This is a genomic window from Flavobacterium enshiense, from assembly GCF_022836875.1.
Taxonomy (GTDB): domain Bacteria; phylum Bacteroidota; class Bacteroidia; order Flavobacteriales; family Flavobacteriaceae; genus Flavobacterium; species Flavobacterium enshiense_A.
Genome location: NZ_CP090376.1, coordinates 1,819,007 through 1,842,113, shown reverse-complemented (window position 1 = coordinate 1,842,113; position 23,107 = coordinate 1,819,007). Strand labels below are relative to the sequence as shown.

Here is a 23,107-nt window from a genome sequence, read left to right as displayed (position 1 = left end):
TTAGTCGCCGTCATTATCAACATAGTCTAATACAATTTTCATAGCAGGAATCATATCCAGTTTGAAATAAACAACATTCCACTGCATCTGATCAAAAGAAGCGATCATTTTCCCGTTATCTGTAAAAATCTGTTCTGAAAAACTATCTCCTAATAATGCATTTGTACTGTTGATAGTTGCGTATTGGTTATTGATAATCGTACTTAAAGGTTGTCCGTCTATAACAACATTCAAATAATCCAAATATGTTTTTAAACTCGGACCTGTTTCATCAGAATTAAAATACTTCCCATTAAAGAAATCCTGAGTCGCCTTAACCCCTTCATTTAACAGTACTTTTGAAATATCATTTTTGTAATATCCTTCAACTTTATTAGTAAAAGTTGTGCCTTCTGAAAAAACTCCTGCCGGTATACCTACTTTTCCCGAGCGCACATACGTTTCGTAATTCTTCACAAAAAGATTAACCATTCTATTAACAGAACTGCTCACAGAATTACCGTTGCTTCTTATAAAAGCAGCTCTATAACTTCCGTTCCAGTCGTTCACGATCAGATCAACATTGGTTTTAAGGGTTGCCGTCAAATTAGTCAGGTACTGCTTATAACCTGCCGCATTGGAATTAGACGTGTAAAAAGCGACTATCGACGCATCATCACCTGCCAAGCCATTAATCATATAATCCATAGCAGGAAAACCTTGTTTGTCTAATTGCGAAAGAAGGGAAAAGTTATATGTTCCAGACGCTATATTAGCCTCAATTCCGGTAACATTGGTAGGATAAGCATTAGTGCAGCTGGCAAATTTTATTTCTTCTGCTTTACCGATTTCATACTGTGAAACATACTGAAAAGCTTTATAGGCATCAATCCATGCTGTTCTTACTTCTCCCAATCCAGTTTCAGATGGAGCAGCAGTAAAATCAGCAACTTTAGTTTGGAGTGTTACCACTTTCGTCTGATAATTTTCAAAAGAAGGGATAATTAAATTATCAGCCCAATTCGTTAGAAGAGCCGTTCTGTCATAACCATCTCCTGAAGAATCCGAACCTCCACTGTCGCCAGAAGAACAAGCTGCAAAAAATGCAGTAAAACCGATTAAAAGAAGGATTTTTTTCATTTTTGAAATTTTTTGCAAAAGTATAAAAAAAACAGAAGAGTTAGCCCTTCTGTTTTTTCATTTTTATATTAGTTAACTACTTCAGCCTGAGCTACAGTGAATCCGAATCGAGCGGCGATTTGATCAGCCCATCCGTCGATATGAGTATTCAGGTAATCAATATCCCAAAGTCCGTTTGTTCCGGCTGTCATACCATCTAAGATAGCATCAACTTCTGCTTTTGTCATATATGGAGAGTTTGTACCCGGCTTGTTAGTATAACGTAAACTCATGATAAATCCATATCCTTCAGAAAGAGCGTGGAAAGCTTTTTTTCCAGAATCTGCAGTCAATTTAGCTTTGCCTTCTTTAAGGTAGAATACCGCTCTAACCGCAGGAACCATTGCTATTTTTTTCTTGATGATTGCAATTTGAGCATCACGTGTTGCATAGTCTCCAGCTGTGATTGCCGCTCTACCTTTTCTGAAAGCCAATTCGATATCCTCTCTTAAAGTTCCGAAATCAGAATCAGCATCTACTTGGTTGATGTAGCTGCTCCAGAATTTATAAACCGGAGTTGAAGCCGTTGGATTATCTCCACCATAGATATAACCGTAAGCCTCATCCCAAAGGTGCTCCATTTTAGTATAATTCTTACCTTCCTCTAAAACCTTGTTTGTATTGTTTTCTCTGTTTGAACCTTCATCCAAAACATTTTTACTTAAGTAGTTGTTCACGATCTGATCCATAAAACAAGCTCCCATCATACCTTTCAAAAGTACTTGCTGAGGCTCTAATCCGTTAGCGGCAAACAATCTTTTAGTAGTTGCTGTTTCCTCATAAGTCCCTGCAACACCAGCAGCAGCAACTGCACCTCCACTGGCAGCAGCAGCATTATTAAACTGTTCCTGAAATAAATTTCTCACTTCACTTTGTTCAGCTATAGAACCTCCTCCGTTAAATTTCATGAAGAAATCTCTTGAAGCAGCTGTTTTATCTTTCAATTGCTTATCTGAAGCCGTATTTAACGTAACATTTGAAAACTGCCCGTTTATGTTGCTATACATATCAGACAACTTATTTGCATCAAGAGCTGTTCCGGCAGTAGCCTTATTTTTAATTTCTGCACCCATTTCATCTAACATAAGAACTAGGTTTGTCTCACCAGCATAATCAACAGTTGTTGCACCTGATCTTTCAAACACATAAGTTGTTGGTACAGTGTAGTCGAAAACTTGCTCCTGAGTTGAATTATTATCATCATTCGAACAAGAAACCACGAATAGAGCTGCCACTGGCAAAGACGCTAAAAGTACATTTTTGAATTTCATATATCTCTTTATTTAGATTGAGTTAAAATAAATTTACGAGTGCAAATATATATACTCATTCTAAATAAGTCAAATATTATTTAGACTTTTTTTAAATAATTTTTAACAGGAAATCTTAATGATAAACCGTGAAGATTTTAAGCGCTTCATTATAAGCACTTTCAAAACTCATCGGACTTAAATTTGTGTCGGCTTTCACAGAGGTAAAATAAGAAAGCATCTTTTCGGTTGGCATATTTCCAGTTAGATCATCCTTAGCCATCGGACAACCACCGAAGCCTTGAATAGCACCGTCAAAACGACGACATCCAGCTTTATAAGCAGCATCTACCTTTTCAAACCATTTGTCAGGCGTCGTATGTAAATGAGCTCCAAATTCCACATTAGGGTATTTCGGAATCAGATTGGAAAACAAATAATCAATTACTTCAGGAGTCGAACTTCCAATGGTATCCGAAAGTGACAGGATTTTCACTCCCATGGCAGCCAATTTTTCCGTCCACTCACCTACTATTTCCACACTCCAGGGATCTCCATACGGGTTTCCGAAGCCCATGGAAATATAAGTCACCACTTCTTTATTGGTTCTGTCAGCAATATTTAAAATTTCCTGCAGTGTTACCAACGATTCAGCTATCGTTTTATGAGTATTTCGCATCTGGAAATTCTCCGAAATAGAAAAAGGGAAACCTAAATACTGAATTTCAGGATGAACGGAAGCGTTTTCAGCACCTTGCGTATTGGCGATAATAGCCAGCAGCTTGCTTTGGGTATGAGACAAATCCAATTTTGCCAAAACCTCTGCCGTGTCTTGCATTTGCGGTATGGCCTTCGCCGAAACAAAACTTCCGAAATCAATGGTATCAAATCCCACACGCAATAACGACTGGATATACTGCACTTTTTTATCTGTCGGGATAAATTCTTTAATGCCTTGCATGGCATCGCGCGGACATTCGATAATTTTAACTTTCTCCATTGAAAAATCTGAGGTTCTGAGTGGCTAAAGTACCACCTTTTATGCTTTTTCTAAAATCTTTTTATTGATGGCTTTCACCAAGGCAGGCCCTTCGTAAATAAATCCGGTGTACAACTGTACCAAGCTAGCGCCTGCTTCCAGTTTTTCAATGGCATCTTCGGCAGTATGGATTCCGCCCACACCAATAATCGGGAATGCTTTATTGCTCTTTTCGGAAAGAAAACGGATTACTTCCGTAGAACGTTTCGTCAATGGCTTTCCTGATAATCCACCCATTTCAATTTTATTCACGGATTGTAATCCATCACGGGAAATAGTTGTGTTAGTCGCAATAACACCGGCTATTTTGGTTTCTTTTACAATATCAATGATGTCCAGTAGTTGTTCATTGGTCAAATCCGGAGCAATTTTTAAAAGAACTGGTTTTTGTTTTGGTTTCTCAGCATTTTTATTCTGAAGCGTTTGCAACAATTGCGTCAACGGTTCTTTATCCTGCAACGCTCTTAAATTAGGTGTATTAGGCGAACTTACATTCACCACAAAATAATCCACATAATCGTATAAAGCATCGAAACAGATTTCATAATCCTTTACAGCTTCTTCGTTAGGTGTAACTTTATTTTTTCCGATGTTTCCACCGATTAAAACACCGTTATTTCCTTTCAGACGTTGTACCGCTTCTTCCACCCCGCCATTGTTGAACCCCATTCGGTTAATAATTGCCGAATCTTCTCTTAAACGGAACAAACGCGTCTTTGGATTTCCGTCCTGACCTTTCGGAGTTAATGTCCCTATTTCTATGAATCCGAAACCAAAATTTGAAAGTTCTTTATACAATTTCGCGTCCTTGTCAAAACCAGCGGCAAGTCCTACCGGATTTTTGAATTTCAAACCGAAAACTTCACGCTCCAAACGTTTGTCGTTTACAGCATAGCACGATTTTAATATTGCGGAAACCCCCGGAATTTTGCTGGCAAAACGAACAGCCGAAAAAGTAAAATAATGAACCGCTTCAGGATCAAAGCAAAAAAGTATAGGACGAATAATCTGTTTGTACATGGTAATATTGTGTTGTTGAGCAAAAATAGAAATTTGAATTCAGAATTCAGAAATTATCTCACAGAATGTTTTTCATCCATTCCTTTCAAAATCAGAAAAATTAATTACAAAATACTACAAATCAATATCTTACAATTTTATTAATTCGTAACTTTAGCAGTCAATTTTTGTTTAATTTAATTTTTCACATTATGTATGTAGTCAGAGAAATATTCTATTTGCAATTTGGCCGATTTAAAGAAGCCAAAGCATTGGTTGAACAAGCCAATAGTCTTGGCTTAATGAAAATGCCTGAAGGCGGAAGAATCCTAACCGACTTCACCGGAGAAGGATATCGTTTCATATTCGAAGGTCCTTATAAAACCTTAGCCGATTTTGAAGCCGATTTAGCAAGGGAAATGAACGCCGAAGCCTGGAAAGAATGGTACGAAAAATTTAAACCGCTGGTAAGACATTCGGAACGCGAAATATTGAAACAGATTTCATAAAAAATCAGCGGGAACTTATATAACACTGTCACCTTTCTCTAAGTTACAAAAAACATAAGTCAACTGTAAATCCAGAATACCTATTGATTATCAAAATCTTATATCATGAAACATTCTGTTACACTAATAGGATTCATTTGCATCTCATTGCTGATGCTTTTTTGTAAGCAAAAGGAAACTTCCAAAGAGCTTGCACAATCTTCTGCAACCAGCAACACTGAAAAAGACAGTTGTGACAGTCCGGACGCTCCCATCGAATGTTATTTTGTGAATATGCCTAAACAATTAACTTCTACCATGATCATTCCGGATGAAAAAAAAGACGGTGAAAAATTGGTCATTAGCGGAACTATTTATAAAAAAGACAAATCTCCCTATGCCAATGTAATCCTGTATGCTTATCACACTGATTCCAAAGGTGAATATTCTAAAAAAGGAAACGAAAAAGGGGTTCAGAAATGGCACGGTTCCCATCACGGCTGGTGCAAAACCGACAAAAACGGAAACTACAGGATTGAAACGGTTCGTCCTGCCTCCTACCCGAACAGTAATAATCCGCAACACATCCACTCAGCGGTAAAAGTACCAGACAGGGGTAAACCCATGTATATCAATGATTTTCTATTTAAAGACGATCCTTTGTTGAAAAAACCTCTTACTTCATATGATAGAGAAAAAGGAGGTTCAGGTGTAATGGATGTAAAAAAGGTCGACGGTATTTGGGTTGGCAAACGCGATATCGTTTTGGAATAATAGCAAAAAAGCCTCCAAAATATGGAGGCTTTTTTTATTTAATTTTCATCTTCAACCGTGTGCGATTTAGAATACACACGCCATTTTTCAATACATTCCTTCATATCCTGAGGTACTTCGGTATCAAAACGCATGAATTCTTTTGTAGTAGGATGCTCGAATCCTAATGTTTTAGCATGTAATGCCTGTCTTGGCAAAGTCTTGAAACAGTTGTCGATAAACTGCTTGTATTTAGTAAAGGTGGTTCCTTTCAAAATCAGGTGACCTCCATAACGCTCATCGTTGAACAATGTATGTCCGATGTGCTTCATATGTACGCGAATTTGGTGTGTACGACCGGTTTCCAATCTACACGAAACTAAAGTCACATATCCTAAACGTTCTAATACCTTATAATGCGTTACCGCCCATTTCCCATATTCTTCGTTGTCATAACAAGCCATTTGCATACGGTCTTTCATATGACGGCCTACATATCCTGTTACGGTTCCCTCATCTTCAACAACATTCCCCCAAACCATTGCGATGTATTCTCTTTCGGAGGTTTTCTCTTCAAACTGTTTGGCCAAAAGTGCCATTGCATTATCTGTTTTGGCAACAACCAATAATCCGGAAGTATCTTTATCGATTCGATGCACCAATCCGGGGCGTTCACTGCTGTTCATCGGCAGGTTCTCAAAATGATAAGCCAATGCGTTAACCAATGTCCCTGTATAATTGCCGTGTCCGGGATGCACTACTAAACCAGCCGGTTTATTGATTACCAACAGTTGGTCGTCTTCATAAACGATATCCAACGGAATGTTCTCAGGGATGATAATATTTTCAAACGGTGGATGTTCCAGTAAAACACGCACCACATCGTTTGCTTTTACCTTATAATTGGATTTGACCGGAATGTTGTTTACGAAAATATTCCCGTTGGCTGCTGCCTGTTGGATTTTATTACGTGTAGCATTTTCAATCAAATTCATTAAAAATTTGTCCACACGCAATGGCGCTTGGCCTTTTCCGGCTTCAAAACGATAATGTTCGTATAATTCTTCGTCTAATTCTTCCTGATCTGTAATATGATTATTCTGCATTTTCTTCTTCTGCCGGAGCCGGCTCTAATTGTTCACTTGCATTAATACTGTCCATTTCCTGGTCCTGGAACCCGGTTTTTCCGTCACCTAAAACAAAATCAATTTTTGACGACTTTAATATCTTATCACCGGCTTTCAGCGTTTCACCGTTTTGTTTTACTTCTAAAACTACGTCTTTTGCCATATATTCCACATACTTCACATCGCCTTCCTGAAGGCCAAGAGCACGTAATGTTGATAAAGCCTGACGGTATGTTTTCTGCACCAATTCCGGCAATACCACCTTCGCATAACCTCCCGAATTGATTTTCACATAAACTTTACGGCCATCCTTAACGGTTACTGCCGGAAGCGGATCCTGTTCCACAATAGAATAAGGAGGAAAAGCGGGATTATAATCCACCGTATCTAACAAGTGTAACTCCAAATCGATGTCATTTAAACGCTCTTCCGCTTTTTCAAGTGACATTTTTGCCAGATTGGGAACCGGAATCTCTTCTCCGTGATTGGTTGCCACACTTAAAAATTTCATCACTCCAAAAACAGATATAGCTACAATCACTAAAGCTAATGCCAGGTTTTTGAAAAATACAGGACTTGTTAAAAATTTCTTCCAACTCATAGTTTTGGTTTTGGGCAAAGATATAAAATACTAAAGATTTTTTGTTTCAACAAATAGTGATAATTTTGTAAGAACTAGTACTTATAAAATAACGGACAAAATATGAAATCGCCACTAACAAAAGTTTGTGCAAACAAACACCAAGAAAAGCGATACCATATATGACCTCTAAAAAATAAATTTTACATATATGAAAAATGTTGCCATCATAATGGGAGGCTATTCCAGCGAATACCAGATTTCTTTAAAAAGCGGAAATGTAGTTTATAATTTCTTGGACAAAACCAAATACAATGCCTACCGGATTCATATTTTCAAAGAAAAATGGGTGATGGTAGATGAAAATGAAAATGAATGGCCAGTAAACCGTCATGATTTCTCTGTAAATTATGCAGGAATCAAACTAACCTTCGATGTGGTTTTCAATGCCATACACGGTACTCCTGGCGAAGACGGATTAATGCAGGCTTACTTCGAATTAATAGGCATTCCGCAGACTTCATGCGATTATTATCAGGCAGCGCTGACATTCAACAAACGCGATATGCTTTCGGTTTTAAAACCATACGGCATCAAAACAGCTACTTCCTACTATTTAGATAGAGGCAATGTCATTAACGAAGACGAAATCATCAAAACCGTAGGACTTCCAATGTTCGTTAAACCGAACAAGTCGGGTTCGAGTTTCGGAATTTCTAAAGTAAAAACTAAAGAAGAATTACTTCCGGCAATTGAAAACGCATACAAAGAAGACAACGAAATAATCATTGAAAGTTTCCTTGACGGAACAGAAGTTTCTGTCGGCGTAATCAATTACAGAGGCGAAACAAAGGTTTTACCGATAACCGAGATTGTTTCCGAAAATGATTTCTTCGACTATGAAGCTAAATATTTAGGTAAATCCCAAGAAATCACTCCTGCCCGAATTTCAGATGATATCCGCCAAAAAGTGGAAGCTGTTTCCAAAAAAGCGTATGAAGTTTTAAAGATGAGAGGTTTCTCCCGAAGTGAATTCATCATAGTAAACGGTGAACCATTCATGCTGGAAATGAACACGATTCCAGGCCTAACCACTGAAAGTATTTTGCCGCAACAGGCCAAAGAAGCCGGAATTTCATTAACCGAATTATTTGACAACGCTATTGAATTGGCATTAGCCTAATCCAAATCACTATGAGAAAAGCAATTTTTCCAGGCTCCTTCGACCCGATAACCTTGGGCCATTACGACATCATCAAAAGAGCTTTACCGTTGTTTGATGAAATCGTAATTGCCATCGGTATTAATGCCGAAAAAAAATATATGTTTTCACTCGAAGACCGCAAAAAATTCATCGAAGAATCCTTCAAAAACGAACCAAAAGTTTCTGTGATGACCTATGAAGGCTTAACCATTGATTTGTGCCACAAATTGAATGCACAATTCATTCTGCGCGGGCTTCGTAACCCGGCCGATTTCGAATTCGAAAAAGCAATCGCACATACCAACCGACAGTTGTCGGATATCGAAACCGTGTTTTTATTGACGGCGATTGACACTTCACACATCAGTTCAAGCATTGTCCGTGATGTAATCCGAAACGGAGGAGACTACACTTTTTTAGTTCCCGAATCTGTCAAAACAAAATAACAATAATGAAAAAAACTATAGGCTTATTCTTTTTAGGGACTTCATTTTTTTTTGCTCAGCAACCCGATTTAAAAACACCTTTTGAAAAAGGAAACGGAAACCAGTCGGCTACCTATAGAGAAGCAATGGATTACTATCATAATCTGGATAAAAGTTTCGAAACGATTGCAGTAAAAACAATGGGAGCTACTGATAACGGTGAACCATTGCATATTGTTACTTTCAATCCGGAGAAAACCTTTGATTTTAAAGCAATCAACACACAAGACAAAGCCGTAATACTGATCAATAACGGAATCCATCCCGGAGAAACTGACGGAATCGACGCTACCATGTTATTCATGAAAGATTTGGCTACAGGTAAAATCGCAGCTCCAAAAAACACTATTGTCGTGGCTATCCCTGTTTATAACATTGGTGGTGCCATTAACCGAAACTCCACTTCCCGTGCTAACCAAAACGGCCCGGAAGCGTATGGTTTCAGGGGGAATTCCAGAAATTTCGATTTGAACCGCGATTTCATAAAATCCGACACAAAAAACTCCAGAAGCTTTCAGGTAATCTTCAATGTCGTTAATCCGGATGTTTTTATTGACAACCATGTGAGCAATGGTGCCGATTATCAGTATACATTAACGTATATCGACACACATTATCAGAAATTGGGAGGTAATTTAGGTACGTTTTTTAACGAACAGATGATGCCTACCATCTTAAAAGATCTGAAATCCAAAAAAATCGAACCGGTTCCTTATGTAAACATCTACAACGATGTTCCCGAAAAAGGATTTGCCAAAAACATGGAAACACCCAGATTTTCGACAGGTTATGCTTCCATGTTCAATACTTTGGGCGTTATGGTAGAAACACATATGCTGAAAAAGTATGCCGACAGAGTTAAGGTAACTTATGAATATATGCTGTCAACCTTAAATTATACCGATAAAAATGCGGCGGAGATTAAAAAGCATCGTCAGGATAACTTAAGCAATTATTTCCCGAACAGTAAATATACCGTGCAATGGGAAATTGATTCGGCAAAGGTAAAACAGATTCCTTTTTTAGGTTATGAAGGCAAATACAAACTGAGCGAGGTTTCCGGTAAACCGCGTTTGTACTATGATCGTACAAAACCTTTCAAAAAAATGATCCCGTTTTACGAAGTATATAAACCTAAAAAGGAAATTACCATTCCTGTATCTTATATTGTTCCGAAACAGCATTGGGAAGTAATTGAATTGTTGCGCCAGAACAGAATTGACATGCAGCCGTTGAAAAAAGACACGGTTATAAACGTAGAAAGCTATAAAATTGCCAATTACAAAACCGGCAAAGAAGCCTTTGAAGGGCATTATGGCCATTATAACACGTCTGTTACAGCGAGCCGCGAGAATGTAAAATTCAGCGAAGGGGATTTTGTAGTGAAAACAAGTCAGAAAAACGTAAAATACCTATTGGAAACATTAGAGCCGGAAGCTGCAGATTCTTTCTTCAACTGGAATTTCTTCGATACTATTTTACAGCAAAAAGAACATTATTCAGCTTATGTTTTCGAAGATTTAGCCAAACAGATTCTGGACGAAAACCCAAAACTGAAAGCCGAATTGGAAAAGAAACGCCAGGAAGACAAGAAATTTGCCGAAAGCGGTGAAGCACAATTGGACTGGGTTTACAAACATTCAAAATACTACGAAAAAGAACACCTGCAATACCCTATTTATAAAGTAATGCGTTATTAATCAGATTCAGATAATTAAAAAAGGTCACAAAGAAACTTCCTTGTGACATTTTTTTATTTTAGATAGCCGAAACTATTTCCCCTCTTCTTCTTTCTTAATAACGTTACGGGCTACTTCAATTTTAAACTTTTTACCCTTCATTTTTTCGTCTTTGATGTTACCCAGTAATTCATTTACTTTCTTGAATTTTACGGCGGCAAACGAAACAAAATCTTTAACTTCAATTAGTCCTAAATCGTCTTTTTCCAATTTTCCCTTTTGTGAAAAGAAGCCCACTATATCAATTTTATTCAGCTTGTTTTTCTTTCCTCCACTGATATAAATAGTTTGAAACTCGGGTGGCTTCGGTAAGGATTTGGCGTTATCAACATTCAAAGCCGGCATCTGGTAATTGATGTAATCCAGTTTTTTCTCACTCTCGTGAACAATAATATAAGCAGTTCCCGAGGCCAACATTCGGGCAGTTCTTCCGTTTCTGTGGGTAAACTCATCCTCCTTGGATGGCAAATGGTAATGAATAACGTGATTCATTTCCGGGATATCCAATCCACGCGCTGCCAAATCGGTTGTAACCAAATAACTCACACTGCCGTTTCGAAACTGAATCAAAGCGCGCTCACGTTCCTCTTGATCCATACCACCGTGATAATATGTGGCATAAATTCCTTTACCGTTTAAAGCATCGCTTATGCGTTCCGCCGCATCACGGTGATTACAGAAAATAATCGCCGATTCCGATTTTAAAGAGCAAAGCAATTGAAACAGACTTCCGATTTTATCTTTCTCTTTGGAAACTACCATTTTCATCGAAAGATTCTCGTTTTCTTTTTCAGTCTGGACAAAATCCAAAACCGTCGGATTCACGACTCTAGTGTATTTCGGAATTTCAATATCGGAAGTAGCCGAAACCAAAATACGTTTATTCAGTTTTGGCAGTCTGCCAATGATATAGGACATCTGCTCGTGAAAACCCAATTGCAGTGATTTATCAAATTCGTCCAAAACCAACGTTTCAACGGTATCTGTTTTGAATGTTCCGCGGTCAATATGATCGGCAATACGTCCAGGCGTTCCGATTAAAATAGCCGGAGGATTGCTTAAATTTTTGATTTCGGTTTCTATATTATGTCCACCATAACAAACGTTTACCTTATAATCGGTGGTCATTTTTTTCCAGACCTGTTGAATCTGCAAGCCTAATTCACGTGAAGGCACAATTATTAAACATTGCACCGTAGTGACTTCAGACTGAAGCATTTCAAAAATGGGCAGCAAAAAAGCAATGGTTTTTCCGGAACCTGTCGGCGAAAGCAGTAAAACATTAGAGTCATTCAAAATAGCATCCTGTGCCATTTCCTGCATTTCATTAAGGCTTTCAATTCCTAAATTTAGAAGAATATTATTGGAACGTGGATTTTTATACATGCTGCAAAGGTAATGAAAATAGTTTTCGGTGTTCAGTCACAGTATTCAGTCAAAAATAAAGGTAAAGGATTTCAATATTTTGGGATTGGCATTTACTTTTGATTTACTGTTGTTAAGTTTCTTGAAAGGAATGGCTTAGACTTATTGGAATCCCCGCTCCTACTTCCCGATAGCTATCGGGACGTTGTATCTTTTGTTCCTCTCGTTAAAAAAAACGAGGTCCACAAAAAGATGCCACCCCATCAGGGCTATCGAAACAGCTTTAGAACCTTCTGAATGTTTTTCAAACTCATTAAATTACTTTCTCTTCCTGAAAAAGAAGTTTAATGTTTTCATAAGAATTACTCAAGGCTTCTTTAATTTCTTCCGGTTTTAACCAAACCACTTTTTCGATTCCTTCATCCTCCTGTCCCTTTGGCTCACCTTCGAAATCGGTTTTCATCTCAAACCAGTGCGTAATTTTCAGTTTGTATTTACCGTTACGCTTAAAAATATGGTAGGTTTTTTGAAGCTTTTGTGTAATTTTTAATCCGGTAACTCCGGTCTCCTCCTCTACTTCGCGAATAGCCGTTTCTTCAATTAACTCCCCTTTTTCTATCCCGCCTTTGGGCAAATCCCATTTTCCATTCCTGAAAATAAAAAGAATTTCTCCATTTTTGTTATAAACAAATCCGCCTCCAGCCTTGACTGCAGGAATTTTTTCCTTTAACTTTGTTAAAATTTCCTTTTCATCGGGATGATATAAAAATGCTTTATTAATTTTATTCTGAAACATTTTTACTATAATTTGCTTAATATCAACGCTTTCTAACAGAAAGAGCTGAAAATCAGTTTCTTTAACAACTTGATTTGTTAAGAAAAGGGGCTTATCGTTTACAAAAACTTTATACATTTGCAGTATGATTTTTAACACAGACACAGCTAAGAAAACTGCCGAATTGCTTTTACAAATAAACGCAATTAAATTAAATCCAAAAAATCCTTTTACATGGGCTTCTGGATGGAAATCGCCTATTTACTGCGATAACCGTATAACTCTCTCATTTCCACCGATAAGAAATTATATCCGTGAGGAATTTGCCAAAAACATCGAAAAACAATTTGGCAAACCTGATGTAATTGCCGGTGTAGCTACAGGTGCTATCGGAATAGGAATGCTTGTTGCCGAAATCATGGGATTACCTTTCGTATATGTTCGCCCAGAACCTAAAAAACACGGACGCGAAAATCAGGTGGAAGGCTTCTTGCAGAAAGGCCAAAGCGTATTGGTTGTTGAGGATTTGATCAGCACCGGAAAAAGCAGCTTACAGGCCGTAGAAGCATTGAAAGCAGCCGGCGCCAATGTCAAAGGAATGGTAGCTATTTTTACATACGGATTCGAAATTGCTGAAGATAATTTCAAAAAAGCCAATGTGGAACTTTTCACGCTTGGTAATTACGATATGCTATTGAAAGAAGCCGTTGCAAAACAATACATAACTGAAGACGAATACGATACTTTGAAAGAATGGCGTAAAAGTCCATCTACCTGGGGAGTAGAAGTATAATATTGTTTTTTCCGTTTACTTAGATTTCTCAACTCATTTAGTACGTTGTTAATTTATGTGAACAGGCAAGTTGCACAAAATTTAATTATTCAGCAATCAAACTATCTTTAAATAATGAATTTAGAAAGCCCTAAAGTTAACGTTGAAAAATCGGCAGATTATTTATTCGATTCACTGACAGACGTTAAGAATTTTGAAAAATTAATGCCGGAAAGCATTGCCAAATTTGAAGTTTTAGACGACAACGCTTTTATCTTCGGACTGAAAGGCATGCCGGAAATAAAATTGAAAATGAAAGACAAAACAGCTCCAAACAAAGTTGTTTTGGGGGCAGCCAGCGACAAATTACCATTTACATTAACGGCCAACATCAATTCATTGACACCAAATACTTCAGAAGTTCAATTACTTTTCGTAGGCGACTTCAACCCAATGATGGCCATGATGGTGAAAGGCCCGATTTCGAAATTCATTGAAACCCTTGCAGCAAACATGAACAAACTGTAATATACCAATTACACAAGTATATAAAACCTATTTGGAAACAGATAGGTTTTCTTTTTAATATAACATCTGAATTTCTTTGATCTCAAATGTTTTCACACTATCATCTTCCAACAAAACTTCAAGTTTTCCGTTTGCGGTAACCCCTTGAATGATTCCCATAAACCGGAAACCATCTTTATCTTCAAATGGCATTGGAAGTCCTTTTTTGAATAACCTCTGATTGTACTTTTCCCAAAACAGACCATAGTCTTTATTTTGAAGTAAAGCAACGTTGCGCTTTAAAGTTTCAACTATGGAAATCAAAATCTCGTCCTTATCGAATTCCCGATTTAAAATTCCGCATAAAGAACCCGCTTTTGGCAAACCATCAAAGTTTTTTTGATTCACATTCAGTCCGATACCCACAACGGAAACAATTTCTCCTCCGCTCTTCAAACTGTTTTCAATTAAAATACCGGCAATTTTTTTATTATCTGCCAAAATGTCGTTTGGCCATTTAATAGCTATATTAGGAATTTTAAGTTGTTCCAAAACTTCGGTAAGACATATAGCAACAAGCACATTCAGATGAAAAATAGTGTTTATATCCGGCAACACATCTTTTACCAACACACTAAAAGTCAGGTTTTTACCAGATTCAACCGCCCAAACCGCCCCCATTTGACCGCGACCCGAAGTTTGATTTTCTGCAGTCACAACAGTAAAATTCTCAACAAACTGCTTTGTCAGCAATGCTTTCAAAAAGTCATTTGTTGAAGATGTGGCACTGAGTTTGATGATGTTCATAGAGATAAATTGGCTTTATGAAGTTTAATCTTATGTTAAGGTTCAAAAATAAAGACAAAAATTGGTAACTTTGCGAAAAACATATTAAAATAAATGGCGAAAAAGGAGAATAACAATGATGTATTATTAGCTAACATCATTAAAGGAATTGAAGAAGTAAAAGGTAACAACATAGATATACTGGATTTAAGAGCAATCGAAAACACCGTGTGCGACTACTTCGTAATTTGTAACGGTAACTCCAACACACAGGTTAACGCTATTGTTAACTCAATTCAAAAAATAGTTTCTAGAGATTTAAAAGACAAACCTTGGCACGTTGAAGGTACTGAAAACGGCGAATGGGTTTTGATGGATTATGTAAACATTGTGGTTCACGTTTTCCAAAAACACATCCGTGAGTACTACAACATCGAGAGTTTATGGGGTGATGCCAAAATCACTTCTATCGAAAACAAATACTAATATTCACGTTACATGTCAAAAGATAAGAAAAATAACCCTACTAAAATTAAAATTAGCCCATGGATTATCTATGGTGCCGTACTTTTAATTCTAGTTACAATACAATTAGTTTCCAGCGGATCCAGTTTTCAGGAAGTCCGCCCTACTTCATTGTCTAAATTTTACCAGTATTTAGATTCTAATCAGGTAGAGAAAGTAGTTTTCAACAAAACCACTGCCCAAGTCTATCTTAAAAAAGAAGCCCTAAAAAGCAAAACACACAGTAAAATAGAGAAAAAGACACTGTTAGGCAAAGAAAATATTGGTCCGCACTATAGTTTGGACATCGGAAATCCCGAATTGTTCCAAAAGAAATTGGACGAGGCCCGTACAACCGGAAAACTAAGTGATTATTCTTCCGAACCTGAAAGCAATTGGGGGGATGTTTTAATCAATTTCCTTCCTTTGATAATCATTATCGCATTCTGGATCTTCATGATGCGCAGGATGTCAGGCGGAGGAGCCGGAGGTGGTGGAGGCCAGATTTTTTCAATCGGAAAATCAAAAGCCAAACTCTTTGACGAAAAAACAGACGTTAAGACGACTTTCAAAGACGTTGCCGGTTTAGAAGGTGCAAAAGAAGAGATTCAGGAAATAGTTGAATTCCTTAAAAACCCTGAAAAATATACTGAAATTGGAGGTAAAATCCCTAAAGGAGCATTATTGGTAGGACCTCCTGGAACCGGAAAAACCTTATTAGCTAAAGCCGTTGCCGGTGAAGCTCAGGTGCCATTCTTTTCACTTTCAGGTTCCGATTTCGTAGAAATGTTTGTTGGTGTTGGAGCTTCTCGTGTCCGCGATTTGTTCAAACAGGCAAAAGAAAAATCCCCAGCAATCATTTTCATTGACGAGATTGATGCTGTAGGACGTGCCCGTGGCAAAAACAACATCTCAGGCTCAAACGATGAGCGTGAAAACACCTTGAATCAGCTTTTAACTGAAATGGACGGTTTCGGCACAAATACACACGTAATTGTATTGGCTGCTACCAACCGTGCCGATGTTTTAGACAAGGCATTAATGCGTGCCGGACGTTTTGACAGGCAGATTTATGTAGACTTACCGGATATTCGTGAACGTAAAGAAATATTCGAAGTACACTTAAAACCTTTGAAAAAATCAGAGGAATTGGATACTGAATTTTTAGCAAAACAAACACCTGGTTTTTCAGGAGCTGATATTGCCAACGTTTGTAACGAATCTGCATTGATTGCTGCACGAAAAGGTAAAAAATCTGTAGACAAACAGGATTTTCTTGATGCCGTTGACCGAATTGTCGGTGGATTAGAAAAGAAAAATAAAATTGTTACCCCGGCAGAAAAACGTGCTATCGCTATTCACGAAGCTGGTCATGCCACTGTCAGCTGGATGCTGGAACACGCTGCCCCGCTCGTAAAAGTCACTATTGTTCCACGAGGACAAAGTTTGGGAGCTGCATGGTATTTACCTGAAGAGCGTTTAATCGTTCATCCGGAACAAATGCTTGATGAAATGTGTGCCACAATGGGTGGGCGTGCTGCCGAAAAAGTAATTTTCAATAAAATTTCAACCGGAGCATTAAGCGATTTGGAAAAAGTAACCAAACAGGCTCGCGCCATGGTTACCGTCTATGGTTTGAACGACAAATTAGGAAATGTCACCTACTATGATTCATCAGGTCAAAGCGATTATAGCTTCTCAAAACCATACTCTGAAGAGACAGCTCGTGTCATCGACAAAGAGATTTCCGAATTAATCGAAAGTCAGTACCAAAGAGCGATTCAGATTCTGAAAGAAAACCAGGACAAATTGGTTCAGTTGGCAGATATTTTAATTGAAAAAGAGGTTATTTTTAAAGATGACCTGGAAACAATCTTCGGAAAACGTCCATTCGAAAAAACAGAGAGTGAACCAATTACAGAAATGCAGTAATTTATTTTAATAAAATATTATAAAAATCTTAATTCGATTGCTTTATTGAATTAAGATTTTTTTATCTTTGAGTGTTCTCAAACACAAAATTTCGAGATTTTAGATAGTTTATGAATCTATTCAGAAAATTTTTTGGCGCCGCTTCGGAAGGATCCAGTGAAGATAAGGAAGAAAACATGAGTCCTTATCATCCGGAACCTAAAATGCCAATAGACGAACTTTTCACCTATAACTTCAAAAAAAATGGAGGCAAATTTCTCTATTGCGAAAACTTGCCTGAAGTACATGATAACTTTGAGAGTATTTTAGAGGAAAACGACTGGTTTGAAAAAGAAGCAATGTGTTTAGAATCAAAACTTTTCAGCCTTCTTGACGAAAACAAGCTAAACTATAAAAATCCTAAAAACCCGATTTTTTTATTGGCTTCCTGCGAAAATCTGATTGCCGACGAAGGTTCAATTTTGTTTTCTTCAAATCAAATCAAACAGTACAAACCCAATGATTTGCCTTCACACATTGTGATTCTTGCTACTACAAGCCAGATAATTGGCAACAAAAGTGATGGTTTACGTGAAATCAAAAAAAGGTACGATAAAGAGTACCCTACAAACATCACCACTTTTAAATATTTCGAAAAAGCAAAAGAAGAAGACTTCTTACAGTACGGAAGTTGTCCGAAAAACTTATATTTGCTGCTTCTAGAAGATTTATAGCATGCATGAAAATGTAACCCGAACCATTTCTGGTTTACTTTATATTGTACTTCTCGTTTCAGCGACTTTATACTCCGAATACAGCTTTATGCTTCTTTTCGGGTTATTTATGCTTATTACGGTTTCCGAATTCAGCAAATTAATCCATTTAAGACAAAACCTGCCTATTTTACTGGCTCTGGTAAGCTACATTCTGTTTTTCTATTCTCCTAAGAATAATCTCCATACCGATATCTTACTTTGTCTCGCAGCGCTCTTTGTATCCGTAAATTTAATTGCGGATTTGTTTTCAGAAAGCAGCATACCAAAGACAGACAAAATGTCAAAATATGTAAACCTGTTTGGCTATATTATCATTCCTTTTGTTTTACTAATGAAAATACCCTTTATAGGTGTTCATTTTAATCCAAAGATTATTATTGGAGTTTTTATACTGATTTGGACCAATGACACTTTTGCCTATATCGTTGGAAAACTGATTGGAAAAAACAAACTTTTTGAACGTATTTCACCTAAAAAAACCATTGAAGGATTCATTGGCGGATTAGTATTCACAATGATTGGGAGTTACATTCTAAGTTATTTCTTTACTTTCTTCACTCCTGCCATTTGGGTATGTACAGGATTGATTGTTGGCTTTTTCGGAACTATAGGCGATTTGATCGAATCTAGATTCAAACGAAAAGCTGGTGTAAAAGACAGCGGGACGATAATGCCCGGGCATGGAGGCATCCTAGATCGGCTAGATAGTGTTATATTTGCAATACCATTTCTTTATTTATTTTATCAAATTTTAAACTATGTTCATACAATTTCATAAAGAAGGCGCTAAAATTATTCTGGGAGCTACAATTGCTGCCACGGTAATCATTTTTGGAGCGGATTATCTTGTAGCAAACCCTTGGCTAAAAATGGCCATACAAATTTTTACATTATTCATGCTTGTAATGATTTTGCAGTTTTTCAGAAACCCAAAACGTATTACAGCCATTAATGACAATCATGTACTGGCTCCGGTTGACGGAAAAGTGGTGGTTATAGAAGAAGTTTACGAACCGGAATATTTTAAAGACAAACGTTTGATGGTTTCCATCTTCATGTCACCGATAAACGTTCACGTAACCCGTTATGCCGTAAACGGATTAGTAAAATACAGTAAATACCATCCTGGTAAATATTTGGTTGCATGGCACCCGAAAGCGAGTGAAGAAAACGAAAGAACCACTGTGGTTGTGGAAAACCGAGTTTTCGGAGAGATTCTCTACCGTCAGATTGCAGGAGCTTTGGCACGCCGTATAGTAAACTATGCTAAAGAAGGCATGCAGGTGGTTCAGGGAACGGACGCAGGTTTCATAAAATTTGGTTCGAGAGTGGATATATACTTACCTTTAGGTACTCAAGTTAATGTAAAACTTAACGAGAAAGCAATTGGCGCAAAAACAATTATTGCTATCAAACAATAAATGGGAAAAAATTTAGACATCTTATTTGATGAGGCTTTTAAAAACGCCCAATTAATCCCGCAAGCTTCTGTCCCGATAGATATGCAGTTGATTCTATATGGACTTTACAAACAGGCTACAACTGATGATTCTGCTCGTTTTTATTTCCGTCAGGAATCGCAAAACCTGCGAAGTGCTTTCAAACTCAACGCATGGATGCAGGTAAACCATCTTACAACAGACGAAGCAAAAAAAAAATATATCGAGATTATCAACAAACTATTGAAAGAACGAAATTTGTAAACAGATTTCGTTTTTTCTTTTAATACATATCATCCATGAAAACATATAAATTAGCTCTTATTAGTTTCGCTTTTGTAGCTCTTTTTTCTTGCCGTCAAAAAAACAAACTTGAAGAAGTAATTCAGATTCCGGAACCTGAGGCACAGGAAACACAATCCGTATACGGAAATCCGGCCGAAGTAAAAGCCGAGAAAGGAAAATTCAAAATGCGCGGACTAACTTACGCCTACAACGCATTAGAGCCTTATATCGACGGAAAAACAATGGAAATTCATTATTCGCGCCATCATTTAAGCTATTGCAACAATTTAAACAAGGCCATCGCCGGCACAGATTATGAAAAATGGAGTCTGGAGGATATCCTAAAAAGTTCAGATCCAAACAACATGGCCATTCGTAACAATGCAGGCGGCTATTATAACCATAATTTATATTGGGAAATCATGGCCCCGAAAGCAGGCGGACAGCCAAAAGACAGCTTGGCTGCAGCAATCAACAGGGATTTTGGTTCTTATGACACTTTTAAGTCGCAACTTGTTGAAGCTGCCGGTAAACAATTTGGTTCGGGTTGGGCATGGCTTGTGGTTGACAAAACCGGAAAATTAGTGGTTGGCAGCACTCCTAACCAAGACAATCCGTTAATGCCGGATATGCCTGTGAAAGGGACTCCGATTCTTGCTCTTGATGTTTGGGAGCATGCTTATTATCTGAAATATCAAAGCAGACGTGGCGAATACATCTCAGCTTTCTTTAACGTTGTCAATTGGACTGCAGTAGAGAAAAAGTATTTAGAAGCTATGAAAAGAAGTATAAAACAACCGGTAGCCCCAATCCAATAAATACTATTCAAACCTTAAAACACCTGTCTCACAAACATCAATTAGTAATATACGAAACGCTTTAAAAAAGTAGTTTTATACAACGACTCAAAGAATGAATTCATTTTTTGGGTCGTTTTTTTTACACGCGAATTAAACTTTGAAATGAGCACTTAATAATCCAATTATTGTCATCAGTCATTTACCGTTTCTGAAATTTTCTACAAAAGACTAGAAAAAAACGACAAAACCAACACTACAACGCAATACAAATCAGTACTTTAATCAAAATTTTAGTAAATTTACTACATGCTGAAACAGCACAAAAACACTGTTCCCTAAAGGGTTCAAATAAAAGTAACAAAAGTTCTATTTATACAAATCAATATGAAGGTAATGGTTACACTCCATCACTTCGTCAGTTTTACTAACTAATAAAAGAAACAACTATGAAAAAATTATTTTTGATTGCGGCGTTTGTAATTTCCTCGGCAACTTTTGCTCAATCTACTGCAAAAGAAGACATTGAAATCATCCAAGGAAAGTACGGAAAATCTAAAAAAGAATTAGTCAACACCTACATGGAGCTAAAAGAATCCCAAGCCGACGCGTTTTGGAAAGTCTATGATGCCTACGAACAGGAACGCAAACAACTGGGTAAAAAAAGAATCGACCTGATTAATGACTACGTCAACAATTATGAGAAGTTATCGAATGAGAAAGCCGACCAGCTCCTAAAAGCATCTTTAAAAAATGATATGGCTTACGGTAAACTGTATTCTAAATATTATGACAAAATGAAAAAAGCCGTTGGAGCGATAGATGCCGCTAAATTTATTCAATTAGAACACGGATTACAAACAGCAATCATGGCCGAGACACAAAACGCCATACCATTTATTGGCGATATGGACCGCGCAAAATAATGTGCATCAAAATTGTACCTATAAAAAATCCCAAGCAAAACTTGGGATTTTTTATTTATTCTTCATGTGATTATTTCGTTTCGAACAAACAAAACTCTGTTAAATCGTGGTGATTTTCAAACTTTAAGATTGTTAAATCATTATTTTAATTGCATTACATTTATTACTAAGTAGGATAGTAATTTAAAACTTATCTGCCTTATTTTTTCATCATCAGAAAACGAAATTTATCTCCATTTTTTATTACCGAATGAATAACTTGCATATAACATTAAACCGTTATGTCCCCAATCAATATCGTAATCTGCTCTATCTTGATTAAAATTCACATTTAGATCCAAACCGCCGTAACCGAGGGCCACATCGAGTTTCTTCCAAACTCTGTAGACACCTGCCACATTGTAGCCAAAAGTTTTCCCATCAAAAGTATCAATTCTTAACTGAAAATAATTTATTTCACCTCTCAAGGCAAACCTATCGGTAAAAGCATATCCGCCCCATATCCCAAAATCAACTAGAGGCGCTACTGCATCAAATGTTTTGTTTCTATCAATATCAGCCGTTTCACCCTGAACCTCTACTCCAATTTTTGTAGTAATTGTGTGGGTACCAATCAATAACCCAACCTCGTACTTTGGTTTACTAAAAATGGCATATCCATAAGAAAAACGAAAAAAATTGGTTTCAAGACTCGTATTCAAACTAGTATTTATAAAATAGGTTTCATCTCCTATTGTAATATCTCTGTCCAGTGTTCTGCTACTGTTTCTTCGGGAATTGAAATAATTGAGAGTAAAACGCGAACGACTGGAGGATCGCCATTCAAATTCGGCTAAAATAGTTGTATTTTTCTTATCAAATCCTAAATCCCTCTCAAAATCAACATCAGTTCCCCTACCGGAAGTACCTTCAATACTTATATTGGTATTGTTTAACATTTCGTAACCACCTACCGATATCCTATATCTTTCCACATACCATGGTACATCACGAAGATTACTGTCCACGACAGTATCCTGAACTACAGGGGTGACTTCTCCAGTTTTTACTGCTTCTGCTGTTTGTCCATACAAAACACTTCCAAACAGCAGCAATAACATTGACGCTTTAAAAGTAAGATTTTTCATAATTAAAATAATTTTGATTTGTACTAACCTGTAGAGTTTGATAAAGGAAACGCTCCCTATCAAATTTACGAAAATATTTGTTAATCGTATTTGTTTTTTTTAACAATAACCTCTTATTAAAGATTTTAAACAAAACACATACAACAAAAATTAAAACAAAATAATGCCATTATATTCAGTTGTTTATTGTTGGAAAGAACTTGCAGTCTAAACAATCTAAAATCCAATATTTTATAAGGTATCTTCAATTTCGAAAAGAGTTTGCTACAAAATAATATCACAGCATTCGATAGTTACCTTTAACATTATTAGTCT

General features: G+C 37.1%; 25 protein-coding genes. 15 read left to right on the top strand and 10 right to left on the bottom strand.

Going from position 1 to position 23,107, the window contains the following annotated elements; genetic code table 11:
* The 4 genes from LZF87_RS08180 to LZF87_RS08165 form a co-directional block, all read right to left on the bottom strand.
* Complete coding sequence (locus tag LZF87_RS08180) at positions 1 to 1,119, bottom strand: imelysin family protein (RefSeq protein ID WP_244338379.1); 1,119 nt, start codon at positions 1,117 to 1,119, stop codon at positions 1 to 3.
* Between the two features lie 68 nt (positions 1,120 to 1,187).
* Positions 1,188 to 2,429, bottom strand: a complete 1,242-nt coding sequence (locus LZF87_RS08175; RefSeq protein ID WP_244338377.1) for a DUF4856 domain-containing protein — start codon at positions 2,427 to 2,429, stop codon at positions 1,188 to 1,190.
* Between the two features lie 115 nt (positions 2,430 to 2,544).
* Entirely contained in the window at positions 2,545 to 3,408 is an 864-nt protein-coding gene (locus LZF87_RS08170; protein WP_244338375.1) for a hydroxymethylglutaryl-CoA lyase, read from the bottom strand.
* Positions 3,409 to 3,447: 39 nt separating this feature from the next.
* On the bottom strand, positions 3,448 to 4,467 hold the full coding sequence (locus LZF87_RS08165) for a quinone-dependent dihydroorotate dehydrogenase (RefSeq protein WP_244338373.1): 1,020 nt from the start codon (positions 4,465 to 4,467) through the stop codon (positions 3,448 to 3,450).
* Between the two features lie 191 nt (positions 4,468 to 4,658).
* On the opposite strand from LZF87_RS08165, the gene LZF87_RS08160 reads away from it, so the two are divergent.
* Both LZF87_RS08160 and LZF87_RS08155 read left to right on the top strand, forming a co-directional pair.
* The gene (locus LZF87_RS08160) at positions 4,659 to 4,955 is read left to right on the top strand and encodes a hypothetical protein (RefSeq protein ID WP_244338371.1); all 297 of its coding nucleotides are present in this window, start codon (positions 4,659 to 4,661) and stop codon (positions 4,953 to 4,955) included.
* A 105-nt stretch (positions 4,956 to 5,060) separates the two neighbouring features.
* Positions 5,061 to 5,708: a hypothetical protein gene (locus LZF87_RS08155; protein ID WP_244338369.1), complete on the top strand. Its 648-nt coding sequence runs from the start codon at positions 5,061 to 5,063 to the stop codon at positions 5,706 to 5,708.
* 38 nt (positions 5,709 to 5,746) lie between these two features.
* On the opposite strand, the gene LZF87_RS08150 is transcribed toward LZF87_RS08155, so the two are convergent.
* Positions 5,747 to 6,793 (bottom strand): RluA family pseudouridine synthase, encoded by a 1,047-nt coding sequence (locus LZF87_RS08150; RefSeq protein ID WP_244338367.1) that lies wholly within the window; start codon positions 6,791 to 6,793, stop codon positions 5,747 to 5,749.
* A complete protein-coding gene (locus LZF87_RS08145) occupies positions 6,783 to 7,415 on the bottom strand; it encodes a PASTA domain-containing protein (protein ID WP_244338365.1) in 633 nt (210 codons plus the stop codon). The genes LZF87_RS08150 and LZF87_RS08145 overlap by 11 nt, the downstream gene beginning before the upstream one ends.
* A gap of 190 nt (positions 7,416 to 7,605) precedes the next feature.
* On the opposite strand from LZF87_RS08145, the gene LZF87_RS08140 reads away from it, so the two are divergent.
* Genes LZF87_RS08140 through LZF87_RS08130 form a run of 3 tightly spaced genes read left to right on the top strand, consistent with a single transcriptional unit; the run spans position 7,606 to position 10,783 of the window.
* Positions 7,606 to 8,577: a D-alanine--D-alanine ligase gene (locus tag LZF87_RS08140; protein ID WP_244338363.1), complete on the top strand. Its 972-nt coding sequence runs from the start codon at positions 7,606 to 7,608 to the stop codon at positions 8,575 to 8,577.
* Positions 8,578 to 8,588: 11 nt separating this feature from the next.
* A complete protein-coding gene (coaD, locus tag LZF87_RS08135; RefSeq protein WP_244338361.1) occupies positions 8,589 to 9,044 on the top strand; it encodes a pantetheine-phosphate adenylyltransferase in 456 nt (151 codons plus the stop codon).
* A 5-nt stretch (positions 9,045 to 9,049) separates the two neighbouring features.
* Complete coding sequence (locus LZF87_RS08130; RefSeq protein ID WP_244338359.1) at positions 9,050 to 10,783, top strand: M14 family metallopeptidase; 1,734 nt, start codon at positions 9,050 to 9,052, stop codon at positions 10,781 to 10,783.
* 72 nt (positions 10,784 to 10,855) lie between these two features.
* Here the strand turns inward: LZF87_RS08130 and LZF87_RS08125 are convergent, their stop codons facing one another.
* Both LZF87_RS08125 and LZF87_RS08120 read right to left on the bottom strand, forming a co-directional pair.
* Entirely contained in the window at positions 10,856 to 12,208 is a 1,353-nt protein-coding gene (locus LZF87_RS08125; RefSeq protein WP_244338357.1) for a DEAD/DEAH box helicase, read from the bottom strand.
* A 292-nt stretch (positions 12,209 to 12,500) separates the two neighbouring features.
* The gene (locus LZF87_RS08120; RefSeq protein ID WP_244338356.1) at positions 12,501 to 13,100 is read right to left on the bottom strand and encodes an NUDIX hydrolase; all 600 of its coding nucleotides are present in this window, start codon (positions 13,098 to 13,100) and stop codon (positions 12,501 to 12,503) included.
* Positions 13,101 to 13,107: 7 nt separating this feature from the next.
* Here LZF87_RS08120 and pyrE point away from each other — a divergent pair, with 7 nt between their 5' ends.
* Both pyrE and LZF87_RS08110 read left to right on the top strand, forming a co-directional pair.
* Complete coding sequence (pyrE, locus tag LZF87_RS08115; protein ID WP_244338354.1) at positions 13,108 to 13,755, top strand: orotate phosphoribosyltransferase; 648 nt, start codon at positions 13,108 to 13,110, stop codon at positions 13,753 to 13,755.
* 114 nt (positions 13,756 to 13,869) lie between these two features.
* Positions 13,870 to 14,262: an SRPBCC family protein gene (locus tag LZF87_RS08110; RefSeq protein ID WP_244338352.1), complete on the top strand. Its 393-nt coding sequence runs from the start codon at positions 13,870 to 13,872 to the stop codon at positions 14,260 to 14,262.
* A 54-nt stretch (positions 14,263 to 14,316) separates the two neighbouring features.
* Here the strand turns inward: LZF87_RS08110 and LZF87_RS08105 are convergent, their stop codons facing one another.
* Positions 14,317 to 15,048 (bottom strand): biotin--[acetyl-CoA-carboxylase] ligase, encoded by a 732-nt coding sequence (locus LZF87_RS08105; RefSeq protein WP_244338350.1) that lies wholly within the window; start codon positions 15,046 to 15,048, stop codon positions 14,317 to 14,319.
* A 93-nt stretch (positions 15,049 to 15,141) separates the two neighbouring features.
* Between LZF87_RS08105 and rsfS the strand changes: the two genes are divergently transcribed.
* The 8 genes from rsfS (at position 15,142) to LZF87_RS08065 (ending at position 21,665) form a co-directional block, all read left to right on the top strand.
* The gene (rsfS, locus tag LZF87_RS08100) at positions 15,142 to 15,513 is read left to right on the top strand and encodes a ribosome silencing factor (RefSeq protein WP_023572080.1); all 372 of its coding nucleotides are present in this window, start codon (positions 15,142 to 15,144) and stop codon (positions 15,511 to 15,513) included.
* Positions 15,514 to 15,525: 12 nt separating this feature from the next.
* Complete coding sequence (gene ftsH, locus LZF87_RS08095) at positions 15,526 to 17,463, top strand: ATP-dependent zinc metalloprotease FtsH (RefSeq protein WP_244338348.1); 1,938 nt, start codon at positions 15,526 to 15,528, stop codon at positions 17,461 to 17,463.
* Between the two features lie 110 nt (positions 17,464 to 17,573).
* Positions 17,574 to 18,176: a lactate utilization protein B/C gene (locus tag LZF87_RS08090; RefSeq protein ID WP_244338346.1), complete on the top strand. Its 603-nt coding sequence runs from the start codon at positions 17,574 to 17,576 to the stop codon at positions 18,174 to 18,176.
* Position 18,177: 1 nt separating this feature from the next.
* The gene (locus tag LZF87_RS08085; RefSeq protein WP_244338344.1) at positions 18,178 to 18,996 is read left to right on the top strand and encodes a phosphatidate cytidylyltransferase; all 819 of its coding nucleotides are present in this window, start codon (positions 18,178 to 18,180) and stop codon (positions 18,994 to 18,996) included.
* Positions 18,977 to 19,639, top strand: coding sequence for a phosphatidylserine decarboxylase family protein (locus LZF87_RS08080; RefSeq protein WP_244338342.1), 663 nt, complete (start codon positions 18,977 to 18,979; stop codon positions 19,637 to 19,639). The genes LZF87_RS08085 and LZF87_RS08080 overlap by 20 nt, the downstream gene beginning before the upstream one ends.
* On the top strand, positions 19,640 to 19,921 hold the full coding sequence (locus LZF87_RS08075) for an acyl-CoA-binding protein (RefSeq protein ID WP_244338340.1): 282 nt from the start codon (positions 19,640 to 19,642) through the stop codon (positions 19,919 to 19,921).
* 35 nt (positions 19,922 to 19,956) lie between these two features.
* Positions 19,957 to 20,760, top strand: coding sequence for a superoxide dismutase (locus tag LZF87_RS08070; protein ID WP_272494272.1), 804 nt, complete (start codon positions 19,957 to 19,959; stop codon positions 20,758 to 20,760).
* Between the two features lie 428 nt (positions 20,761 to 21,188).
* Positions 21,189 to 21,665 carry a hypothetical protein gene (locus LZF87_RS08065; protein ID WP_244338338.1) on the top strand — a complete coding sequence of 159 codons (477 nt, stop codon included), beginning with the start codon at positions 21,189 to 21,191 and terminating at the stop codon, positions 21,663 to 21,665.
* A gap of 227 nt (positions 21,666 to 21,892) precedes the next feature.
* Here the strand turns inward: LZF87_RS08065 and LZF87_RS08060 are convergent, their stop codons facing one another.
* Complete coding sequence (locus LZF87_RS08060) at positions 21,893 to 22,792, bottom strand: hypothetical protein (protein WP_244338336.1); 900 nt, start codon at positions 22,790 to 22,792, stop codon at positions 21,893 to 21,895.
* Positions 22,793 to 23,107: the final 315 nt, after the last annotated feature.